Below are 22,423 nucleotides of genomic sequence, written 5' to 3'. Positions count from 1 at the left end.
TGGAGTAAGCGTAGCTCCTGGAGCGAGCGTAGCGCTTGAATCAAACTGCGCTCTCGGAGCAAGCGTAGCCCCATGGCAGCGATGGGCACGGCACATCGCTGACCGTCATGCACTTATCACCCACATCAGCGCCTGAAAGGAGCGTGTTCTGGACCGCATTAGCCATCAGGAGAAAGGATGACGCCGCTTGACCCCCTTAGCCTCTACAAATGTCTGGCGGAGGAAACCCGTCTGTCGGTGATGTTGCTGCTGCTTGCTGAGGGCGAGCTGTGTGTCTGCGAAATGACCGCGGTCCTCCAGCTCTCCCAGCCCAAGGTGTCCCGGCACCTGGCCGAATTGCGTCGCTGTGGTTTGCTGGCCGATCGTCGCGAAGGGCAGTGGGTTTACTATCGGTTGAGCGATGACCTGCCCAAGTGGGCCATGACCTGCCTGAGGGCCGGGTATGAAGGGCGGCAGCCAGCGATGAACGCCCTCGGGGCAAGGCTGGCATCCATGGGAGACAGGCCCCAGCGGCGCGACAGCTGGTGTTGATGGGTGTTGATGGGGGGTGGTGAGAGGTGATGACGGTGGATGACAGCGGATGTCAATGCAGGATGACGGGGCCATGTGGACGACCGGAGATGCGAGTTAGCCGTCAGGCATGACAGAAAAGACGTCATTGACTGACTCCTTTGTCAGCGTCCGTGCCTACACTGTGTAGTGGACCTGGCATGTTAATTTTCACGCTAATCAATTAACATGCCGCCCACTTACACGATTCAGCGCAAGGACCTTGGATCATGATCATTGTTTCCCTCATCTTCGCCTTGGTGGGGCTATCGCTCCTGGGGGGCGGCGCCTGGCTGATTACCCTGGGCGGAAGCTGGTATTACGCTCTCTCGGGTGCCGTCCTGCTGGTGGTTGGCGTCATGCTGCGTCGCCGGAGAGTCCAGGCTCAGCTGTTGTTTGCCGGTCTGCTGGTGGCGACTGCCGTGTGGGCGCTGTGGGAGTCAGGCTATGACTGGTGGCCCCTAGCGACGCGCATGGGCCTGCTGATGCTGCTGGCCATTCCGCTGCTGTGGCCCCCTCGTGCCGGCAAGCGTGTTGGTACGGCGGTGCTGCTGCCGGTATGGGCCATTCTGGGTGTCGGCCTGTTGGGCAGCATCGCGGTGGATGCTCACCGCATCGACGGCCGTCTCAATGAAGACGAAGTCGTGCAGTCTCCTGAGCTGGGCGACTCTCCCGAGGCCAGCTGGCATGCCTACGGGCGTAACAATCTTGGTCAACGCTATTCGCCGCTGAACCAGATCACCCCCGAGAACGTGGGAGACCTGGAGCTGGCCTGGCAATATCAGACGGGAGACCTCAAGGGCCCTGACGATGTTGGAGAGACCACCTACGAAGCCACGCCGCTGAAGATCGGCAATGGCCTTTTCCTGTGCACGCCTCATAACTGGCTGGTAGCACTCGATGCCGATAGCGGTGAGAAGTTGTGGCAGTACGACGCCAAGGTTCCGGCGGAAAGTTCGCGTCAACACCAGACCTGTCGTGGCGTTTCCTATCTGCCGCCAGCCAGCGGCGATGAAGACGCTCTGGATGTGGCGGTGATGGACGCTCCTTCCGAGTCTCTTGAGCCAATTCAGTGCGATGCTCAACTGTTTATGCCGACCTCTGATGCTCGCCTGCTGGCGGTGGATCCGGCGACCGGTGCACTGTGCGAGAACTTCGCCGATAACGGTGAGCTGGATCTGATGCACAATATGCCGTTCAAGCAGTCTGGCTTCTATTACTCCACCTCACCCCCCGTAGTGGCCAATGGCCTGGTGGTGGTCGCCGGCGCGGTCAACGACAACTATGCGGTCAACTCACCCTCCGGTGTCATCCGTGCCTACGATGCCAGGACCGGTGAACTGCGTTGGAACTGGGATTCCGGTAATCCACAGGAGACCGCGCCGATCGCCGAAGATGAGACCTACGCCACTAGCTCGCCCAACAGCTGGTCGGTGGCCAGTGCCGATGAAGAGCTGGGCCTGATCTACTTCCCCATGGGTAACCGCACGCCCGATCAGCTGGGTCAGTTCCGCAGCGAGGCGGAAGAGACGTACGCCACCTCCGTGGTGGCACTGCGTCTCGACAGCGGTGAGGTCGAGTGGGTGCAGCAGTTCGTCCACCACGATCTGTGGGATATGGACACGCCGGCGCAGCCGAGCCTGGTCGATCTGGACACCGAAGAGGGCATGCAACCGGCCCTGGTGGTACCGACCAAGCAAGGTGATGTGTATGTTTTGAACCGTGCTACAGGCGAACCGATCTTCCCGATCACCGAAGAGCCGGCCCCTCAGGGCACCATCGAGGGTGACTTTGCGGCCCCGACCCAGCCCAAGTCGGCGCTCAACTTCCGTCCGCCGACCCTGCGCGAGGCAGACATGTGGGGCGGTACACTGGTCGATCAGATGATCTGTCGCATCCAGTTCCGTTCGCTGCGCTATGAAGGGCAGTACACGCCTCCGTCAGAGCAGGGCACCATCGTGTTCCCCGGTAACTTCGGTGTGTTCAATTGGGGCAGCGTCGCGGTGGATCCGAAGCGTCAGGTCATGTTCGGCATGCCGCTGTATCTCGCCTTCACCAGCACCCTGGTGCCGAAGGAAGGTGCCGACCTTGGCGAGACCAACCAGGGCGAGCAAGGCCTTAATGAAAACGCCGGGGCGGACTACGCGGTAGAAATGAAGCCGTTCCTGTCGCCGCTGGGTGTGCCTTGTCAGCAGCCTCCCTGGGGCTATGTGGCGGGCACCGACCTGCGCACCGGCGAGGTGGCCTGGCAGCACAAGAATGGCACCATCGAGGATATGACCGCGTTGCCGCTGCCCTTCAAGATGGGGGTTCCTGGCATCGGTGGCCCGGTGATCACCGATGGCGGCGTGGCGTTTCTGGCGGCGGCCGTGGACGACTATTTCCGCGCTTACGATCTGACGACGGGAGAGCAGCTGTGGGAGTCGCGTCTGCCGGCCGGTGGCCAGGCCACGCCGATGACCTACCTCAATAGTAAGGGGGAGCAGATGGTCGTGTTGGTCGCAGGTGGCCACGGCTCCATCGGTACTACCATCGGTGACTATGTGATGGCCTACAAGCTGCCTGAGTGAAGAGCGCCAGGGCGAGCGCTGTAGCGCGCTCGCACCGCTCGCAGTGTTGCGATAGCCCCCGTCGGTCTGCCGGCGGGGGCTTTTGCGTAAAGGGTGCCGTGCGGCTCTCTGGTGGGATGTCGAACGAGCGGTCGCAGGGTGCGAGGTGCTGGGTCTAGGTGCCAGGTGCTAGGTCTAGGTGCGGCAAAATAGCCAATTCCACCTGGCTGGATTGATTCTCATAATGTGAATCTTTGGGCCATCACGGCCCATCGCGAGGCTGTCTTGGCCGGGTCTGCCATTCACTGAGGAATCCCGATGTCTTCCATTGCCCTGTACGTGGCGATCTATCTCGCCGTTCTGCTGTCGATCTACCAGGTGTATTACATCTACTATGAACAGCACTTCGCCGACTTCGAGAAGCGTCCGGGGTTGGATGAAGAGGGGCTGGCGGAGTTATCGGGGCTGGCTCGTCAGGTAAGGGAAGGCGGGGACCGCACGGCATTCGAGGCGGCGGTGCGCTCGCGCCTGGGTGATCGACTCGACCCCCGGGTCGTGCTCGCTGCCTTTGCTCGGGAAGGAGAGCCGGTCAATGCGGCGCAGTTGCTGCGGCGTCGTCGGCAGATTGTGACCAATGGCAGCATCATGGTGCGCCATCTTGCCCGCTGGAAGACAACGCCTCCTGCGCGGGATGTTCGCGGGCTGATGATCCTGGTGATTACCGTGCTGTGCCTGTCAGTGCTGGCACTTGGGGGCCTGGCGATCTACACCGTGGGTTACCAGCTGGCATCACCTTCTCTGGCCTGGGCCAACGAGCCGGCGGTGCTGCTGGCGCTGATCGCCGGACTGATCGTCGCGACTCATCTGGTCTACAAGCTCGATGTCTACCTGCACGATCTCTACCAGATCGGTCGCTTGAACTTGCACTTCCAGTAAGCGACATGCGCTGCTGGCCCTCGCGGGCCAGCAGCGCCTGACTCATGGATCAGTCGTCTTCCAGTACCACCAAGCCGTAAGTTCCGAGGGTCGGCAGTCCGCCTGAGCGGTCACGCAGGGACAGGCTGCCATTTTCGGCAACGTCGAAAGCCAGCACCTCTCCGGTATTGCCCACCAGTTGGTAGAGTGAGTCTCCGGCAGGATTCAATGCCATGTCGGAGAAGAACAGGAGCTCGCCATCGTCCTTCTCGGTTCGCCCCAGCGCTTTCTCAGCCCTCTCTCAAAACCTCTCAACAACCTCTCAGTTCTCCTTCAGCTCCAGGTCCGGCACGTCGTGCTTGAACATGCGGGTCAGGTAAAGCAGGTAGGCAAAGCCCACCGCCACCCAGGTCAAGCCCACCTGGAAGGTATGCCCTGAGAGGCTCGACCACAGCCAGATGGTCAACAGGAAGCCGACGCTGGGCATGACGCCGTAACGCAGCAGGTTCTTGGGTTGCAGCAGGTGCTCGTCGACCAGGTAGTGCTTGATCACCGACAGGTTGACGAAGGAGAACGCCACCAGCGCACCGAAGCTGATCATGGTGGCGGCGAGTTCAAGGCTGATGACCAGCGCCATCATCGAGATTCCACCGACGATCAGGGTAGAGCCCAGCGGCGTACCGTAGCGCTGGCTGACCTTGCCAAATACCTTGGGCAGCACCTTGTCTCGTCCCATGGCGAACAGGATGCGCGAGACGCTGGCCTGGGCCGCCATGGCCGAGGCAAAGCAGCCAGCGACATAGGCGGCGGTGAAGAAGGTCACCAGGAAGCTGCCGCCGGCGCGGCGCATCACGTCGACGGCGGCCGAGTCGACACTGCCGAAGCTCTGGTAGTCCGGGAAGACCAGGTGGCCCACATAGGAGGCGAGGATGAACAGGCCGCCACCGATCAGCGTGCACAGCATGATGGCGCGCGGAATATCGCGCTTGGGCTCACGAGTTTCTTCACACAGTGTCGATACCGCATCGAAGCCGAGGAAGGACAGGCACAGGATGGCAGCGCCGCCAATCACGCTGGCCCACTGGAGGCTTTCGCTGTGGAAGGGGGCCAGCAGCGAGGGTGTCTCGCCGCTGCCGATCACCTTCAGCGATATGGCGATGAATGTCGCCAGAAACACGAACTGGAAGACGATGATGATCAGGTTCATCTTGGCCACCAGCTTGATGCCAAGGATGTTCAGCGCTGTGACGGCCACGATGGCGCCCAGCACCCAGACATGCTGGTCGACCGCCGGGAAGTATTCCTTCATGTAGATGCCGATGACCAGGTAATTGATCATCGGTAGGAAGATGTAGTCGAGCAGCAGTGCCCAGCCGACCATGAAGCCGACGCGTCCGCCGAAGGAGCGGCGCGTGTAGGTATAGGCAGAGCCAGCGGTAGGATAGTGCTCGACCATCTTGCCGTAGCTATAGGCGGTGAAGAACATGGCTGCCAGGGTGACGATATAGGCCATGGGGACATGGCCCGCGGTCATGTCGGTGACCACGCCGTAGGTCGTAAAGACCGTCAGCGGGACCATGTAGGCCAGGCCGAAGAAGACCAGGGCGGGCAGGCCAAGAATGCGCTTGAGCCCACTGTCCTGGCCGTCATGGGCTTCGGGAAGGCTGGAGGAGCGTTGCTGTGTCATAAGCCGGATCCTGTTGTCATTGCTGTTGTGGGGGCTTGGGCTTCTACGTGTGTTGTTGCTTGGGAGTGTGATCGTGACGGTGTCGATGTTCCGGAGTAGAGGCGCAGGAAGTCGAGTCGCCGGTCCTTGACGCACACTCGCAGTGCCATTGGCCTGGGTCATATGGGACCAGAGCGCATTGGACTAGAGCGCATAGAACCAGAGCGATAGGGCTCGGCGCGGTTTGGCGTGTAGGTGAGGGCATCCTTGGGTGTTCTGGCGACACCGGTCCGTGTGGAGGTTGGCGTTGTCAGTGGCAACCGACTGACGGTGCATGTCACTGTTTTGTCATCATTCACATAGTATGCAGAATGCTTTGTGAGGCGCCGCCGGAGGCGCGCGAAAGTCGTTAGCGTTGCGCCCCGGCGTACAGGACAGGGTTGAATGTCCTCCGCGTCCTCTTTCCTGAAGGCTTCCTTACGTCTCTGCCTTGGGCTGTCGCGCTATGCGGCATCGAAGCCTTTCAGCACGTTCACCGCGTTGATGCCAATTTCCTCCACGGCATAGCCGCCTTCCATGACGAACAGGGTCGGCAGGCCCAGGCGCTTGATACGCGCGCCAATCTCCAGATAATCCTCGCTCTTCAGGGTAAAGGAGCTGATCGGGTCGTTTTCGAAGGTGTCCACGCCAAGGGCGATGATCAAAAGCTCCGGGGAAAAGTGGCGTACCTTGCCGGTGGCATCCTCCAGCGCCTGCAGCCAGCTGGGGAAGTCGGTGCCGCTAGGCAGCGGGTAATTGACGTTGAAGCCGGTGCCTTCGCCGTGCCCCGTTTCGTTGGCAAAGCCGAGGAAATAGGGGAACTCGTCCATGGGATCCCCATGTAGCGACAGCGTCATCACGTCGCTGCGCTCGTAGAAGATATCCTGCGTGCCGTTGCCATGGTGAAAGTCGATATCGAGAATGGCCACGCGCTCACATCCGCGATGGCGAGCCTGCTGCGCGGCAACCGCCACGTTATTGATAAAGCAGTAGCCACCGTACTGGTCGCGGGCGGCATGGTGACCGGGAGGACGACACAGCGCGAAGGCCGGCTCGCCGTGGGCAAGCACATGGTCCAGTGCGGTCAGGGCAATGTCCTTGCTCAGCAGTGCCGCTTCGAAGGTCTCCGCGGTCAACGAGGTCTCGCCGGCCAGCGCGTAGTAGCCCAGGCGCCCTTCGATATGGCGAGGAATGGGGCCGCCGGGCATTCGCCGAGTGGGCCAGATGTTGGGGATGGCTTCCCCTTCGTAGCCGGCCGCCTGCCAATCGCGCCAGGCGACCTTCAGGAAGTCGATGTATCCCTTGTCATGAATGGCCAGTACCGGCTCGAGCCCATGGCTGTCTGGCGGCCTGATCTCGCCCAGCTGTTCGGCCCTGGCCCGGTCGATGATGTAGTCCACTCGTTCAGGACACTCAAAGGGGGCAACGAGCTGCCCGGCAAACAGCTCCGTCCTGGTACGACGGTGGCGAGTAGCGTCACTGTGGATGATCAGCATGGGGTTCTCCTGTCGGAACTACTCGATCAACGAGGCAAAGGTATCGTTGAGTCGAGCGAGAGCGGGGCTTACCAAGGGGAGATGGCGCTGTCTGGCCAGCAGTGCCTCCTCGGCGGCGTAGGTCAGAGTCATGCCTTTGGCGCCGAGCCAGCGCAGCGGCTCTGGCTCCCAGCGCTTGAGCAGCGAGGTTAATGCGCCGTCACAGACCCAAGGTGCCCTGGTACGTGGCGTATCCAGCTTGAGTATCCGCTCCGCCAGCGAGCGGGCCATCAGGTGGCTGGCGGCCACGCCTTCACCGGCATAGCCCCCCAGGGTGGCGATGCCCTCGCGACGATCCATGATGGCGTGGGGGCGAAAACTGCGCGAGAGGCCGAGGGTTCCCCCCCAGCCGTGGCTGATGGTCACCTCGCCAAGATCAGGAAACAGCGACTGCAGCAGTGCCTTGCGCATGGCAATGTCAGCGCTGCTGATGGCGGTCTGATGGCGTGGCAGTGCCTTGTAGGGATAGTGCCCCCGGGCGCCGAAGATCAGTCGGCCGTCGCGGCTGCGGTGACCGTAGTTGATCAGGCGGCTGGCGTCGGCGAAGGTGGGGCGATCATGCAGTCCGATGGCCTCCCACTGGGGCGCGCTGAGCGGCTCGGTGGCGATCACCAGGCTGGACACCGGCACCAGGTGGGGGCGCAGCTGTGGCAGCGTGTTGTAGCCTTCGGTGGCCACTACCGTCATCGCCGCGGTCACGCTGCCGCAAGATGTGGTCACACGGCCACCGTCAATCTGCTCCACTGGACTGTGCTCGTGCAGCGTCACGCCCATGTCGGTCAGGCGCTGTGCCAGTCCACGCAGCAGCTTGCCGGGGTGAAGGCTGGCGACCTGGCGGTGAAAGAGGGCGCCAAAGGGCCGCTGGAAGCGCGCCTTGGTCACGAGTTCCTCCGCCGTCAACCACTGACAGTCCTCGGCCCGATGGCCGAGTGCCAGCATGTGCTCGCGGTAGTCCCGTTGCAGCGCCTCCTGAGCGGGGTAACGGGCAGCCACATAGAGCGCGCCGCCCTTGTGGAAGTCGGCATCAATCCCTTCCTGGGTGAGGGTCGCGCCGATGGCATCGACATTGTCGGCCAACAGGTCGCACAGGGCCTGTCTCTGCTCGGTGGAGTGCCCCGTCAGATGGCGTCCCAGTCCGGCCAGGCTGCCGATGGCCCAGCCGCCATTGCGGCCCGAGGCTCCGTGCCCCACATGGCGCGCTTCCAGCACGCGAATATCCATGTCCGGGGACAGCGTCTTGAGGTAGTAGGCCGTCCATAGCCCGCTGAAGCCTCCCCCGATGATCACCACGTCGGCCTTGGCATGGGTCTCGAGCGGTGGGTGATGTGGCGCTCCCTCAAGAGCGCCGGACCAGAAACTGGTGGGAGATGGTGTCGTCACATGAACCCCAGTGCCAGATAGAGAAGGCCGGCCAGCATGCCCGCCAGTGCGGCGTAGGGCAACTGGGTGAAGGCATGCTGGAAGGGCGTGCAGCCACTTGCCTGAGCGGTCAGTACCGTGGCATCCGAGTAGAAGCAGGCGTGGCTGCCGAAGGTACTGGCTGACAGGGTGGCCCCGATCACCAGCGTCATGTCAGCGCCTAGGTTATGCCCGAGCGTCGTGACGATGGGCAGGATGATGACGAACACCCCCCAGTTGGACCCCGTGGCAAACGACACGAACCCCATCAGCGCAAAGATGACAAAGGGCAGAATCTGGGCGTTGATCAGTGGCTCGACCGTGGTGATGATGTATTCATTCAAGCCAAGCGTGGTGTTGACGTCATTGAACATGAAGGCAGCAACCAGCACCGCCAGGGCATCCAGCATCGACTTGAAGCCCTCCAGGATATTGTCGAAGGTTTCCCCCGGTGACAGCTTCTTGAGGCCGATGAAGGCGACAATCATGCCGGCCAGGGTGACGAAGATGCCCATCAGGAAGTCGAGGTCGAAGTACCAGGTAAAGAACGCCAGGGAAGCCATCGGCAGCAGGAACATCCAGATGCTGCTGCGAGTCTGGTGCTTGGCCTCCAGGTGCCCGATCTCGTCATCGATATGCTCAGCCCCAGGCGGTACGCACAGGCCCTCATTCTGGGCGCGCAGCTCGGCTTTCTTCATCGGGCCAAACAGGGGGATCTTGCCATAGGCGACCAGCGGCACCATGGCCACGGCAATCCACGGATAGAACATGAAGGGAATCGCTTGGATGTACTCCCACACGCCCTGTCCGTCCGGGGCCAGGCCGTTCTTCTCGATCAACGCACCAAAGAACACTGCCCAGGTCGAGATGGGGATCAGCACGCTGACCGGGGCGGCGGTGGAGTCGATGACATAGGCCAGCATTTCGCGAGATGTCTTGAAGCGGTCCGTCACCTGACGCATTGAGGTACCGACGGCCAGGGAGTTGAGGTAGTCGTCAACGAACAGCACGATACCCATGAACCAGCAGCCCAGCAGCGCCCTCGGCTTGTTGGTGATGAAACGCAGCAGGCTATGGGCGAAGGAGCGGGAGGCCCCGGACTTCAGCAGCAGCGCGATGATCGACCCCATCAGGCCGCACACCGCGATGACCCAGGCCACGTCCTCGTCGGTAAGTACCGTCAACAGGCTGTCTGCCAGGGTGGATAGTGCACCGGTCGGCTGAATCAGCAGAGCGCCGACGAAGGCGCCTGCCACCAGCGGTTCCAGGGCCCGCCGACTCCATAGCGCGAGCAGCAGAACAACGACGGTGGGCAGCAGGACTAGCCAGCCGTCAGCGGGAAACAGATCTTGCATGGGGAGCCTCCTGGGCATTCATTGTTGTTGGTTCAGGAGCGTGGCGTCATGGCATCGTTGTTTTGTGGGGTAGGTCTTAGGTCTTAGCGAAGTCTCTCGCGGAGCTGGTAGTACCACATGCCGGCCGCCAGCAGGCCATTGCCGATACGCTCGCTGACCGGAATACGCCAGTGGCGCATATTGGCAAACAGATCGAATTCTTCGAGCTGGCCGCTGACCGCTGCTGCCATGATGTTGCCGACGATGTGCGAGGTGGCGATGCCGTGGCCAGAGTAGCCTTGGGCATAGAACACATTGGGAGACAGTCTTCCCAGCTGGGGAATGCGGTTGATGACGATGCCGGCCTGGCCTTGCCACTGGTAGTCGAGTGCTACCCCGGCGAGCTGCGGGAAGGTGTGTTCGAGGCGCGGCCGTAACTCTGCCCCGATGTCCTGGCTTGCCTTGCCGGAATAGTTGGCACCGCCGCCGAACAGTAGACGGCCGTCGGCGGTCAGGCGGTAATAGTCGAGCACAAAGCGGGTGTCATAGACGGCCAGGTCCTGAGGATTGATGGCCTGGCGCTGTTCGGCGCTAAGCGGCGCCGTTGTGACGATGCCCAGCGACGCGGGAAACAGCTTGCCCTTGAGCGCTTTGCGCTCGAGGCGGTGGTAGGCATTGCCGGCGAGCACCACGCTGGCGGCATGGACACGTCCGCGATCGGTGATCACGCAAGGGGTATCGCCGTGCACAATGTCGGTCACCTGGGAGCCCTCGAACAGCAGCCCACCCAGGGATTCGATGGCCCGCGCCTCGCCCAGGCACAGGTTGAGAGGATGCAGGTGCATGTTGTAGTCGTTGCGCACGGCGCCGTGATAGAGCGTCGTACCAACGAGCTGACGTGTCTGCTGTGCATCCAGCAGCGACAGGTGCTGGGCAATGTCGTGGCCCTGTGAAGCGTCCACGTCACGCTTCAGCTCGTCCAGATGGCTTGGCTGATAGGCCGCATGCAGGTGGCCGAATTTAAGGTCGCAATCGATGCCATAGCGGTCGACGCGTTGGCGCAGGATGCGATGACCGCGCCAGCGTAGATCCCACACGAAGTCTTCGGCCTGCTCACGCCCAAGGGGGCCGCTGAGTTGCTTGAGCATGGCGTCCTGGCCGGAGAGACTGCCAGTGACCTGGCCGCCGTTGCGACCGGTGGCGCCCCAGCCGATCTTGTTGGCTTCGATCACCGCCACCCGGTAGCCGCGCTCCGCCAGTTCCAATGCCGTGTTGATGCCGGTAAAACCGCCGCCGATGATCGCTACATCAACGCTATGCTCCCCCTCCACGACAGGGTAGTGGGTTTCCTGATGGAGGGTTGCCGAGTAGTAGGATGCGCAGCGCGGTTGTGCCATGGGGCCTCCGGGGACGTCACGGTGTCATTGTTAGTGTGATCACATGGTGTGATCACACTAGCAGCAAGCTCCACAGCGCACAAGCAAGAGGCGTGTGCATCACGCCTTCCTTCTCCTCTGTTGCTACTGGCTAATGACGCTTCGCCAGATCTCTGCGCGGCCTAACGTTGGTGGTGGCTCGTCCTCCTGGGCCAAGCGGTGGTAGGCGGGCGCGCTCGGTTAGGCTAGGCTGGACGACGATAGCTGTGCGGCCGCCACTTCGCCGCCATCACGACCGAGGAGCGCCATGAATCAGGCTCGGCCTGCAACACCGACAACGGCAGACATCGTTACTGGGCCCAGCCCTGTGGGCGCGTCGGCGCCTGCGTTTCAGCCGGACACGGCCTCGATGCGCATCCATCAGGATTTGCGTCGTCGACTGTGCGAGGGGGAGTTCGGTCCCGGCGATGTCCTGTCGATACGTGGGGTTGCGGCCTGCTATGACACCAGTGCCATGCCCGCCCGTGAGGCCGTGCGCTGGTTGGTCAGCGAAGGTGCGCTGCAATTCGTCGACAGTCGCAAGATCATCGTTCCCTACCTCAGTCGTGAGCGCTTTGTTGAAGTGCTGTTCGCTCGCCGCAGTCTTGAGAGCGAGCTTGCCCGCCAGGCGTTTCCGTCTATCGAGAGCTGCCACATGGAGGCGCTGGAAGCGCTGGATGACAGCATCAATCGCGCCATTGAGGCGGGTGATCTGCGGCGCTACATGCGGGGTAACCACGCCTTTCACTTCTTGATCTATCGGCTCAGTGGATCTGCGGTGCTGCTGCCGTTGGTCGAGCAGCTATGGCAGCAGTACGGACCGAGCATGGGCTTCATCTGTACCCGCTGGGGCGGCTCGGGTATCGCCGATGACCACCATCGCGAGATGACGCAGGCCCTGCGCGAGGGTGATAGCGAGGCATTCTGCCAGGCGCTGACGGCGGATATCGAGCAAGGCATGCAGCTGCTGGATGATGATGCGTTCAGCCAGCCCCCACCGTCCGTGGGCTTGAGCGGATAGAACGACACGGGACGCTGGCGCCAGGCAGGACGCCATGTGCCCGTCCCGCGCCGGCGGCGCGGCAACTCCCAATGACCCGCAGCAGGGGAGCAAGACCATGTTCAGTGATGTTCAGGGGCCCTACGTCAGTGAGCCCCAGATGTTGCCAGGCTTTGGCGAGAAGAGCGGCATTTTCAAGGTATTGGCGGCCAGTCCCCAGTGGCTTGGACGGTCTGGTCTGACAGACGATAGCCAGGCCAACCAGGTGGATCATGGTGGAGAGGATCGCGCGCTTTGCCACTACGCCGCCGATCACCACCAGCACTGGTGCGAGCGATTTCCCGCGGCCCGTGAGATGTTCCGGCCAGGGGTGCTTGGTGAAAACATCTCAAGCCAAGGCGCCGACGAGAGACAGGTCAGAATTGGCGATGTCTATCGCATCGGGGAAGCCCTGGTTCAGGTGTCACAGCCGCGCCAACCATGTGCCAAGGTGGATGCTCGCACCGGTCAGCCTGGCTTGGCACGAGCGTTCATGCAGGATGCCCGTATGGGATGGCTGTATCGAGTGCTGGAAGAAGGCTGGGTGCCGGCCCAGCCACAGATCCATGTGGTCGAGCGGGGACCGCAGGCGTGGACAGTGGCGTCCTGCTGGCGCGTGCTGGAAGATCGTCGAGCGGCGCTGGAGGTGATGGCTGAACTACGCCAGGTAGAGGCGCTGGCACAGCACTGGAAAGATCAGCTGACGCGGCGAATGGATTACTGGCGCGGGCGTGGCTAGGGGCAATGCTGCTAGGGTCATTGCTGTCGTGACGACCGATGCCTGTTGATGCATGACACGTCGCAAGGCTCGGTATGCGGTGATGTTCGATACACTCCAACGACAAGGCCCTGCCTAGGAGGCAGGGCCTTGTCGTATTCAGAGTGTTTCCTTAACTGTCGTTGTCGCTCAGCTCTTCTGCCAGGGCGACCTCCGAGCCTGGCTTGGCGGTCTCGAGGGCTGCCAGGGTGGGGCCGGTTTCCTGCTGGAAGTCGGCCAGGGCCTGCCCGGACAGGCTCTGGTTCTCCGGCAGCGCCACGCGCATGGCGTCAACCTGGTTGTTGCTGACCATGACTTCATAATGCAGGTGAGGGCCGGTGCTGCGTCCGGTGTTGCCGGACAGCGCAATGCGCTCTCCCATGGTGACGCGCTGGCCGGTGCTGACCAGCGGGCGCGACAGGTGCAGGTAGCGCGTCTTGTAGCCATTGTCGTGACGAATCACGATGTAGCGACCAGCGGCGGGGTGGTTACCGACCTTTTCGACGCGACCATTGGCGGGAGCTTCGACGCTGGTGCCGATCGGCATCGCGAAGTCGGTGCCCTTGTGCGGGCTGATGCGCCCTGTCACCGGGTGGTGGCGACGCAGGTTGAAGTTGGAGCTGATGCGATAGCTGCCCGAGAAGGGGTAGCGATTGAAGGCCGGATCGAGGCTCTGGCCCTCAGGCGTATAGAAATTGTTGTCTTCGGGGTTGCGCACCAGGGTCAGATCCATGCGCTCGCCGGAGTAGGAAACCGCCAGGACGCGGGGGTCGAGGCGCTGCCCATCGATGATGTCGGATTCCACCAGCACCCTGAAGCCATCCCCACGACGCGTGTCGCGGCGAAAGTCGAGCTTCTTCTCGAGTACCCGTGCCATTTCGGCGACTTCGGCGCGACTGAGGCCGGCGGCTTCGGCAGAGCGTGCAAAGCTGCCGCTGACGGTGCCCGCGTAGAGGCGCTGGGAGGACTCTCCCGCGCGCTCGATCGTGGCAACGTCAAACCCTTCAGCCTCGCGCTCAATCAGGTAGCCGTCGCGCACGTTCTTCATGATGCGCAGAGCCTGCAGGCGACCATCTTCATCGAGCTGGTATTCAAAGGTATTGCCAACCCGCCAGCGGGTCAGGACATTCTGGTCGGGCAGGTCTTCCAGCAGCGCCATGACCTCGCTGTAGCCCAGGCCCAGCGTCTTTTCAGCCATTTCTGCAAAGGTATCGCCCTGGCGCACGCGGTAGGTCTGCCAGGTCGGCACGAAGGGTTCGTTGGCCGCAATTTCCTCTTCCAGCACGATCGGGCCTTCATCGAACAGCTCCAGCTCGTCTTCGCTCACGTCTTCGTAAGAGGTGGCGTCGCTGGCGACATCGAGTGACTGCTGTTCCAGCATCCCGCTGGCGACGGTGCCCAGCACCACCGCGATATGCAGTGAGCCTTCGTCGAGCTTGAAGGCCGGTGCCTGCTCGGGGCCTTCCAAAGCAACTGGCGCCGCGGTTGATGAAGCTGCGGCGCCAGAGAGCGAGCGGGTGGACTGTAAGGACAGCGGCGGTAGCCCCGACGATGAACGCATGGCGTTTTCAAACTTGACGTCAGCGTGGGCAGTATCGACGAAGTCGATGTCGACGATTTCTGTCGCCTTGAGCTGTGAAATCGGGATGTGCTGGCTGGTGGCGTCGAGTGCGAGGTCGATGGCTTCGGCGACAGGTGTTCGCTCGAAGTCCAGTGACGGCAGCCCTGGGGTGGCGCTGCTGTCGAGGGGAACCAGGACAGACTCCAGCGACTGGTTGTCGCGCTGGACATCTTCGTAGGTGGTGACGATCTTGTGGGCGCCCAGCACTGTGACCATGGTGGCAACGGGTAAAAGCAGCAGCTTGTGCGTGCGGGGCAGCGAATGAAGGATTCGCATCATGGGTAAAAGGCCATAAAAAAAGTGATGAAGGTAAATATATATAGGCTATCGCACCATACCCCATGGAAGGCGGTATCGCTAGACTGTATGGCCATACAGGAAGGGCGCTTAGGCTGGGTCTTACTGTGCCCAGAAGCGCTTATAGGAGGAAAAGCAGCGGCCGCATTTTTCTCGAACGCTGTTTATTAACTGCTGTCTATTGGACCCTTGCTACAGAAACTTTGCAACCCCCCGTAAAGTCGTAGTTCTTTATGCCGTGCCGGGCGTGATGGTCTTCTTCATACCTCAAGCCATCAAAACGGCGGAGAAGAGCGCTTGATGGTACCAGCCGTTGCCATACTGGCGGCCAATGTCGGGTGTCCAAAGTTGACTGAGTTGTAGGAGGGTTTCGCTGGCGACCGAGAAAGCGAACGTTGGTGATCCATGTCAAAAAGTCATGGCGGCTGGCATGCTTTGTACCAACGACGAAACATAAGGTGCCAGGATGTCTCGTGTGACGCTTGCTCAATGGCAGATGCTCGCCGCCGTTGTTGACCACGGCGGTTTTGCGCGCGCAGCTGACGCCATTCACAAGAGCCCATCAACGCTGAACCACGCCGTACACAAACTGGAAGAACAGCTCGGTGTGAAGGTGCTCGAACCGGTGGGGAGGCAAGTCAGACTGACCGAGGAGGGCGAGCTGCTGCTACGCCGCGCCCGGCAGCTGCTGGAAGGGTCGGATGCCTTGGCTGACATAGCAGCGCGACTGCGGGAGGGACTCGAAGCGGAAGTGGTCCTGAGCATCGATCAGATCTATCCCTCAGAGGCGCTGGCGCGCGCCATGGAGGCGTTTTCCGACGCCTTTCCTCAGGTCAGGCTGCAGTTGCATGAGTCGGTACTCAACGGTGGCGTTGAGATGTTGCAGGATGGACGGGCCGATCTGCTGGTCTCTGGCCTGCCTGCACCCGGCTACCTGGGGGAGCCGCTGGTCAGCGTGCCGTTTATCGCGGTGGCCCACCCCGACCATCCCTTGCATCGGCTCGACAGGTTGCTGGACCTGCGCGATCTGGAACATCACCGTCAGGTGGTCGTGCGGGACTCCTCCCAGCGTGCCGCGCGAGATTCGGGCTGGCTCAAGGCCGAGCAGCGGTGGACCGTGAGTCACATCGCCACGTCTCTGGAGATGCTCGAACACGGCTTGGGCTTCGCCTGGTTGCCCGAGACTCGTATTCGCCGGCAGTTGGATAGCGGCAGGCTAAAGGCCCTGCCGCTGCAGGCGGGGGGCGTGCGAGATGTTCCCATTCAGCTGTTCCATCGAGATGCGGATCGTGCAGGGCCTGCCACCAGAGCCATGGCAGAGCATCTACGGCGGGCGGTTCGCCGCTGTGATGGGGCGTCCGATACGCACGGTCATTCGAAAAAATCGGACGATTCGCCGTAAAAGCTGCGCTTGTCGTCGACGCAGTGCGTCGTAAGCTGCTGCCATGTGACACGATATCGAGGAGAGATGGCGATGGGCTTGCTGGTCAATGGCGTGTGGCGGGATCAGTGGTATGACACCGACAGCACCGGGGGCGAGTTTGTGCGGGAGTCGGCCAAGTTGCGGGACTGGGTGACCGCCGATGGTAGCCAGGGTCCACAGGGCGTCCCGGGGGTGCCGGCTGAGGCGGATCGATACCATCTGTACGTTTCGCTGGCCTGTCCCTGGGCGCACCGTACCTTGATCATGCGACAACTCAAGGGGTTGAGGTCACTCATTGGTGTGTCGTACACCAGCCCGCTGATGCTCGAGAATGGCTGGAGCTACAACGAGGCGGAGGGATCCAGCGGTGACTCGGTCAATGGCGTGAGCTTTCACCATCAGCTTTACACCCTGACCGACCCACACTACACCGGTCGAGTCACCGTGCCCGCGTTGTGGGACAAGCAGCAGGGCAGAATCATCAACAATGAGTCGGCAGAGCTGGTGCGGATGTTCAACGGCGCCTTTGATGCGCTGACCGGCAACCGCAATGATCTCTATCCCGAGTTCTTGCGCGACACCATCGACGAGATCAACGCCGACGTCTATGAAAACGTCAACAATGGCGTCTACAAGGCGGGATTTGCCACCGATCAAGCGGTCTACGAACGCCAGGTCTCGGCACTGTTTGCCTGCCTGGACCGGCTGGAATCACGCTTGGCCAATCATCGCTACCTGGCGGGCGCCTGGTTGACCGAGGCCGATATTCGCCTGTTTACCACCCTGGTTCGGTTTGACGCGGTCTACCATGGCCACTTCAAATGCAATCTCTATCGCATTGAGGACTATCCGAACCTGAGTCACTACCTGCGTGAGCTCTACCAGTGGCCGGGCATCGCCGACACGGTCAACATGGAGCACATTCAGGGCCACTACTATATGAGCCACGTCACCATCAATCCCAATCGCATCGTGCCGAAGGGACCGGCCCTGACGCTGGATCGCCAGCATGACAGGGCACGGCTAAAGGGCGAAGGCATCCACCAGCGCGGATAGTCCTGCTCAAGCGCCGCCTGCTAGGGCCTGGCGTGACGTGCCAGCCAGCGGTCCAGCGCGTTGGCGAATTCGCGCCGGTCGGTGTCCGAGTACCCCTTGGGGCCTCCGGTGTGCTCGCCACTGGCGCGCAGGGTTTCCATGAAGTCCCGCATCTGGACCCTTGCCTTGATGTTATTGCGATCCAGCGTCTCACCACGGTTGGTCATGACCATGGCGCCCTTGTCGAGCGCCTCCAGGGCCAGGGGAAGATCCGCCGTGATCAACAGATCGCCTGGCGCAATGCGGCTGACAATTTCGTTGTCGGCCGCATCGAAGCCGTGGCTGACCGCCATGGCCTTGACCCACTTGGAGGGCGGTAGCGGGATCTGGTGGTTGGCCACGAACCAGGCCTGGGTAGCCGTGCGTTCGGCCGCGCGCACGATGATGTCGCGAGCGACTCTGGGGCAGGCGTCGGCGTCGACCCATAGGTGGGGCATCGATGTCTCCGAAACGGGAATTAGGTGAATGGCTCACAAAAGATGTGGCAAGAACCATTCGCCGATGGTAGCATGCGCGCTCCTCGCATGTGTTGACCCCACCATCATGACGCAGCGACCTCCGATATCCACGGATATCGCGAGCACACAGATGCTGCAACGCGCCAAGCGCGTTCGAATTGTGAAGATGGAGCACTCGACGTCGATTCCGACGGCCGCGGTGCAAACGGTCGCCACGATGGTTCTTGAACGGACGACGTGTCCGTTGCTTGAGCCGATGCCAGGTGCGACCGGCGTCCCAGACTCCGAATGCTGACAACTGACATGTTGACCTTGCTCTGCGTTGCGTAGAGCGACGTCGTTCTGTTCGCCCCGAAATTGGGCGTGTCAGGGACGCCAACCACGTTTTTTTGCCGGTAACCCCGGCCTACCAAGGTGTGATTCATGACCTCGACGACTGTCGCTTCACCGTCTTTCGGTGATCTGGCCCTGCTGCCTGCCGTTCTCTCCGCCATCGAGACCCTGGGCTATGAGACTCCCTCGCCCATTCAGGCGCAGACCATTCCAGCCCTGCTGGAAGGCCGCGACATGCTGGGCCAGGCCCAGACCGGCACCGGCAAGACCGCTGCCTTCGCTCTTCCCTTGCTCTCGCGCCTCGAGATGGATCGTCGTGAGCCTCAGGTACTGGTACTGGCGCCAACCCGCGAGCTGGCCCAGCAGGTAGCGGTGTCGTTCAGCAAGTACGGCCAGAACCTGAAGGGACTGGAAGTGGCAACGCTGTGTGGCGGTCAGGAATATCGCGAGCAGCTCAGCGCATTGCGCCGTGGTGCTCAGGTCGTCGTCGGCACGCCTGGCCGTGTGATTGACCACCTGGACCGTGGCAGCCTCAAGCTGTCTGGTCTCAGCGCCCTGGTGCTGGACGAAGCCGACGAAATGCTGCGCATGGGCTTCATCGACGACGTCAAGCGTGTCGTTGCCGACACCCCTGAAGATGCCCAGCGCGTGTTCTTCTCGGCGACCCTGCCCAGCGAGATCGAGCGCATCGTCAACCGCTACCTGGTGGATCCGGTCAAGGTCACCATCGAAGCGCGTACCACCACCGCGGAAAGCATCGAGCAGCGCCTGGTGCGCGTCGATGGCGGCGCCAAGCTGGAAGCACTGTCGCGTATCCTCGAGGTCGAGCCGGTCGACGCCGCCATTGTGTTTGTGCGTACCCGTGCCGCCTGTACCACTCTGATGGAGCAGCTGTCTGCCCGTGGCGTCAACGTCGCCAGCCTGTCCGGTGATCTGGATCAGAGCCTGCGCGAGCGCACCATCACGCGCCTCAAGCGCGCCAAGGTCGACGTGCTGATCGCCACCGATGTGGCCGCGCGTGGTCTCGACGTGCCGCGTATCACCCACGTCATCAACTACGATCTGCCCCAGGATGCCGAAGCCTACACGCACCGTATCGGTCGTACTGGCCGTGCGGGTCGTGACGGTGTCGCCATCACCTTTGCCGGCTTCCGTGAAGGCCGCAAGGTGGGCTGGCTGGAGCAGGCCACCGGCCAGAAGATGCTGGCCATGGAGCTGCCCGACGAGGCCGCTATCCGCGCCCATCGTGACAACGTCTTCCACCAGCGCGTGATTGCCGCCGTCACCAAGGGTGCCGAAGAGCAGCGTGCGCTGGTCGAGCGTCTGGTCGAGGAAGGCTATGACCCGATCGATCTGGCTTGTGCCTTCTCGGCTCTGGCCCGTGCTGATGAGGCACCGATCGGTCGCCTGCAGGCTCCGCGCAAGGAGCGCAATGATCGCGCCCCACGCGATGGCAAGCCGCCGCGTCGCCGCGAGAGCCGCGGACCCAGCGAAGGCATGACCCGCTACCGCGTGTCCGTCGGTCACAAGGACGGCGTCAAGCCGGGTCAGCTGGTCGGAGCCCTGGCCAACGAAGGCGGTATCGAAGGTGCCCGCATCGGTCGCATCGATATTCGCAACGGCTTCTCCACGGTTGAGCTGCCCAACGGCCTGCCGGCCAGCATCCTGGCCAAGATGGCGCGTGCTCGCGTCGCCGGTCGCCCGCTGGAAATCAGTGAAGATCGCGGTGGAGACCGTAATGGAGAGCGCAGCGGTGACCGCGCCCCGCGTCGTCGTCGCGATGACGATGCGCCGGTACGCCGTCAGTCCCGCGCCTGAGCACCTGCGGCCACCGCCAGGTGGCCGCAGGTAGCGGTCGCAACGTCAGTGCTCGGCTGATGCCGCAGCGACAGCCATCTGACGCGATCTAGACAGAAGTCATGTCGACAACGCAAGAAGGCCGGTGGATATCCACCGGCCTTCTTGCGTTCGGAGACGATGTTGTCGCAGTGCATTCGGCTCGCGACCCTGGCAGGGCCCACGGGGCGACGGCTGGGGGTCACATCGGCGGCTAGTCGCTGATCACCATCTTCAGCGCAAAGGCGTCCAGCAGGCTGCTGGCCTCTGGTGTATCGCGCAGCCCCTGGTGCAAGGCGTCAGGATCTTCCCCCTGGTCGGCGAGCACCTCTCGTTGGTGGGCCAGGTAAGCGGCGGTCACGGCGGGGGTGAACTCCGGGTGAAATTGCACGCTGTACTGGCGCGGACCATGACGCAGGGCTTGATAGGGGTCGTGGTCGTTGGCGGCCAGTATCATGGACTGCGGCGGCCGCGTCAGGGCGCTCTGAGCATGGGTCAGCTGGGCGTTGAAACGCTCGGGCAGGCTGGCGAACAGCGGATCCTTGCGTCCCTCGTCGGTCAGCGTCAGCAGCCGGGTGCCGCATTCACGACCAGACGGGTGATAGCCGGCCACGCCGCCAAAGGCATCTGCCATCAGCTGATGGCCGTAGCAGACCCCGAACAGCGGCAGGTTCGCCTGCCAAGCACGACGTAGCCAGGGTTTGAGCGCCTCGCTCCAAGGTGCCTGGTCGGAGACCATGGCGTGGGACCCGGTCACGATAACACCGTCCTGGTCAGAGACCGCCGGCAGCGAGGCGTGGCGCACGTCGATGACCTCGATGATGCCGCCCTGTTGGCGAAAGCCTTGCAGGCGAGCGATGAACAGATCCTCGAAATCACCGTGGTGCTGGACCACGTCACTAAAGCTGTCCCCGGTCTTGAAGATGGCAAGACGAGCCGGCCCTGAGCGCGATGTCTGGCTCATGGCTGGCGCTTCCTCAGGCGTTGGCCAAGAGCGCTCATGAAGTCGCTGCCAGCCTCCAGCTGGGGGCGTTCAATGTACTCGTCCGGCTGATGGGCCTGGCTGATGCTGCCGGGGCCGCAAATGACGGTGGGCAGTCCGGCCAGCTGAAATTGACCGGCCTCGGTGGCGTAGGCCACGGCGGCGCCGTCAGGGCTGTCGCCCAGCAGTTCGCGGCATAGGGTCAGGGCCTCGCGGTTGTCGCGGTCGGCCAGGGCAGGCACGGTGGTATTGAGGCGCTCGGTGGTGATGGACGCCTCGGGAGCGCGTGCCTGCATGGCGCTCTCCAGGGTGCGGGCGGTGGCCTCGACACGGGCCAGCAGTTCCTCCGCGTCGTCGGTGGGCAGGTGGCGTATTTCCCACTCGAAGGTGCAGCGGCGGGCCATGATGTTGATGGCGGTACCACCCTCAATCTTGCCGACGTGCAGGCTGGAGTGGATCACGCTGAACGCTTCATCCACACGTCCTTCTTCCTTCAGCTCTGCCATCAAGTCTTCGATGCGCGTGACCAGACGAGCGGCCACGTGAATGGCCGAGACGCCTTGATACACCTGGCTGGAGTGAGCCTCGCGGCCGATCACGGTCGTGCGGAAGTTGGTGGCTCCCTTGTGTGCCACCACCGGTGACATCAGCGTCGGCTCACCCACCACGACCGCAGCGGGGCGGGGGTGTTCGGCCATCAGTCTTTCGATCATGCGCGGTGCGCCAACGCAGCCGACTTCTTCGTCGTAGGACAGGGCCAGCCAGATCGGCACCTCAAGTTCGAGCTGGCTCCAGCGCGGTACTTCGGCCAATGCGCAGGCAATGAAAGCCTTCATGTCGCAGGTGCCGCGACCATACAGGCGCTCGCTGTTGGCGCCTTCACCCGCGGTCAGGGTGAAGGGATCGGTAGACCAGGGCTGGCCGGTGACCGGCACCACGTCGGTATGGCCCGACAGCACGACCCCACCTGGGACGGCTGGACCGATGCGTGCCAGCAGGTTGGCGCGGGAGCCGTCGTCGCTTGAGACCCGCCAGTGCTCCACCCCGTGCTGGTCGAGCCATTGCTCGACGAAGGTGATCAGTTCGAGGTTGGACTGTCGAGACACGGTGGCAAAGCCGACCAGGGTCTTGAGCAGGTCGTAAGCGGTCATGGGGGCTCCAGGGGCGGGTGTGGTGAAGGCG

Annotated in this window: 18 protein-coding genes; 8 read left to right on the top strand and 10 right to left on the bottom strand. The window is 62.5% G+C overall.

Annotated features, from left to right (window positions below; translation table 11 throughout):
* Nucleotides 1–177 precede the first annotated feature (177 nt).
* From KUW18_RS00920 to KUW18_RS00910, 3 genes are all read left to right on the top strand, one after another.
* Nucleotides 178–531, top strand: coding sequence for a metalloregulator ArsR/SmtB family transcription factor (locus KUW18_RS00920; protein ID WP_222560590.1), 354 nt, complete (start codon nucleotides 178–180; stop codon nucleotides 529–531).
* A 248-nt stretch (nucleotides 532–779) separates the two neighbouring features.
* Nucleotides 780–3,119, top strand: coding sequence for a glucose/quinate/shikimate family membrane-bound PQQ-dependent dehydrogenase (locus KUW18_RS00915; RefSeq protein WP_222560589.1), 2,340 nt, complete (start codon nucleotides 780–782; stop codon nucleotides 3,117–3,119).
* Nucleotides 3,120–3,416: 297 nt separating this feature from the next.
* Nucleotides 3,417–4,034 carry a hypothetical protein gene (locus KUW18_RS00910; protein ID WP_222560588.1) on the top strand — a complete coding sequence of 206 codons (618 nt, stop codon included), beginning with the start codon at nucleotides 3,417–3,419 and terminating at the stop codon, nucleotides 4,032–4,034.
* Nucleotides 4,035–4,083: 49 nt separating this feature from the next.
* On the opposite strand, the gene KUW18_RS00905 is transcribed toward KUW18_RS00910, so the two are convergent.
* The 6 genes from KUW18_RS00905 to KUW18_RS00880 form a co-directional block, all read right to left on the bottom strand.
* Nucleotides 4,084–4,248, bottom strand: a complete 165-nt coding sequence (locus KUW18_RS00905) for a hypothetical protein (protein ID WP_206942901.1) — start codon at nucleotides 4,246–4,248, stop codon at nucleotides 4,084–4,086.
* A gap of 87 nt (nucleotides 4,249–4,335) precedes the next feature.
* Nucleotides 4,336–5,700 (bottom strand): APC family permease, encoded by a 1,365-nt coding sequence (locus KUW18_RS00900; protein WP_222161956.1) that lies wholly within the window; start codon nucleotides 5,698–5,700, stop codon nucleotides 4,336–4,338.
* Between the two features lie 482 nt (nucleotides 5,701–6,182).
* Nucleotides 6,183–7,214 (bottom strand): histone deacetylase family protein, encoded by a 1,032-nt coding sequence (locus KUW18_RS00895; RefSeq protein WP_222560587.1) that lies wholly within the window; start codon nucleotides 7,212–7,214, stop codon nucleotides 6,183–6,185.
* Nucleotides 7,215–7,232: 18 nt separating this feature from the next.
* Entirely contained in the window at nucleotides 7,233–8,633 is a 1,401-nt protein-coding gene (locus KUW18_RS00890) for an NAD(P)/FAD-dependent oxidoreductase (RefSeq protein WP_222560586.1), read from the bottom strand.
* The gene (locus KUW18_RS00885; protein WP_206942894.1) at nucleotides 8,630–10,006 is read right to left on the bottom strand and encodes a Na+/H+ antiporter NhaC family protein; all 1,377 of its coding nucleotides are present in this window, start codon (nucleotides 10,004–10,006) and stop codon (nucleotides 8,630–8,632) included. Before KUW18_RS00885 ends, KUW18_RS00890 begins: the two co-directional genes overlap by 4 nt.
* An 83-nt stretch (nucleotides 10,007–10,089) precedes the next feature.
* Complete coding sequence (locus tag KUW18_RS00880; RefSeq protein ID WP_222560585.1) at nucleotides 10,090–11,382, bottom strand: NAD(P)/FAD-dependent oxidoreductase; 1,293 nt, start codon at nucleotides 11,380–11,382, stop codon at nucleotides 10,090–10,092.
* A gap of 286 nt (nucleotides 11,383–11,668) precedes the next feature.
* Here KUW18_RS00880 and KUW18_RS00875 point away from each other — a divergent pair, with 286 nt between their 5' ends.
* Nucleotides 11,669–12,421 (top strand): GntR family transcriptional regulator, encoded by a 753-nt coding sequence (locus KUW18_RS00875; protein ID WP_222560584.1) that lies wholly within the window; start codon nucleotides 11,669–11,671, stop codon nucleotides 12,419–12,421.
* A gap of 34 nt (nucleotides 12,422–12,455) precedes the next feature.
* Nucleotides 12,456–13,178 (top strand): MOSC domain-containing protein, encoded by a 723-nt coding sequence (locus tag KUW18_RS00870; RefSeq protein WP_222560583.1) that lies wholly within the window; start codon nucleotides 12,456–12,458, stop codon nucleotides 13,176–13,178.
* A gap of 151 nt (nucleotides 13,179–13,329) precedes the next feature.
* Here the strand turns inward: KUW18_RS00870 and KUW18_RS00865 are convergent, their stop codons facing one another.
* A complete protein-coding gene (locus tag KUW18_RS00865; protein WP_222560582.1) occupies nucleotides 13,330–15,096 on the bottom strand; it encodes a peptidoglycan DD-metalloendopeptidase family protein in 1,767 nt (588 codons plus the stop codon).
* 484 nt (nucleotides 15,097–15,580) lie between these two features.
* On the opposite strand from KUW18_RS00865, the gene KUW18_RS00860 reads away from it, so the two are divergent.
* Both KUW18_RS00860 and KUW18_RS00855 read left to right on the top strand, forming a co-directional pair.
* A complete protein-coding gene (locus KUW18_RS00860; RefSeq protein ID WP_222560581.1) occupies nucleotides 15,581–16,516 on the top strand; it encodes a LysR family transcriptional regulator in 936 nt (311 codons plus the stop codon).
* Nucleotides 16,517–16,588: 72 nt separating this feature from the next.
* Nucleotides 16,589–17,593, top strand: a complete 1,005-nt coding sequence (locus KUW18_RS00855) for a glutathione S-transferase family protein (protein WP_222560580.1) — start codon at nucleotides 16,589–16,591, stop codon at nucleotides 17,591–17,593.
* Nucleotides 17,594–17,613: 20 nt separating this feature from the next.
* Here the strand turns inward: KUW18_RS00855 and KUW18_RS00850 are convergent, their stop codons facing one another.
* On the bottom strand, nucleotides 17,614–18,069 hold the full coding sequence (locus KUW18_RS00850; protein ID WP_206942882.1) for a YaiI/YqxD family protein: 456 nt from the start codon (nucleotides 18,067–18,069) through the stop codon (nucleotides 17,614–17,616).
* 444 nt (nucleotides 18,070–18,513) lie between these two features.
* Here KUW18_RS00850 and KUW18_RS00845 point away from each other — a divergent pair, with 444 nt between their 5' ends.
* Entirely contained in the window at nucleotides 18,514–20,241 is a 1,728-nt protein-coding gene (locus KUW18_RS00845) for a DEAD/DEAH box helicase (protein ID WP_222560579.1), read from the top strand.
* A gap of 232 nt (nucleotides 20,242–20,473) precedes the next feature.
* On the opposite strand, the gene KUW18_RS00840 is transcribed toward KUW18_RS00845, so the two are convergent.
* Both KUW18_RS00840 and argE read right to left on the bottom strand, forming a co-directional pair.
* Nucleotides 20,474–21,223, bottom strand: coding sequence for a glutamine amidotransferase (locus tag KUW18_RS00840; protein WP_206942878.1), 750 nt, complete (start codon nucleotides 21,221–21,223; stop codon nucleotides 20,474–20,476).
* A complete protein-coding gene (gene argE, locus KUW18_RS00835; RefSeq protein WP_222560578.1) occupies nucleotides 21,220–22,392 on the bottom strand; it encodes an acetylornithine deacetylase in 1,173 nt (390 codons plus the stop codon). The genes KUW18_RS00840 and argE overlap by 4 nt, the downstream gene beginning before the upstream one ends.
* Between the last annotated feature and the right edge of the window lie 31 nt (nucleotides 22,393–22,423).

It is taken from the genome of Halomonas sp. DP5Y7-2 (genome assembly GCF_019802025.1).
In the GTDB taxonomy this organism is placed as follows: domain Bacteria; phylum Pseudomonadota; class Gammaproteobacteria; order Pseudomonadales; family Halomonadaceae; genus Halomonas; species Halomonas litopenaei_A.
This window is presented reverse-complemented; position numbering and strand designations above follow the sequence as displayed.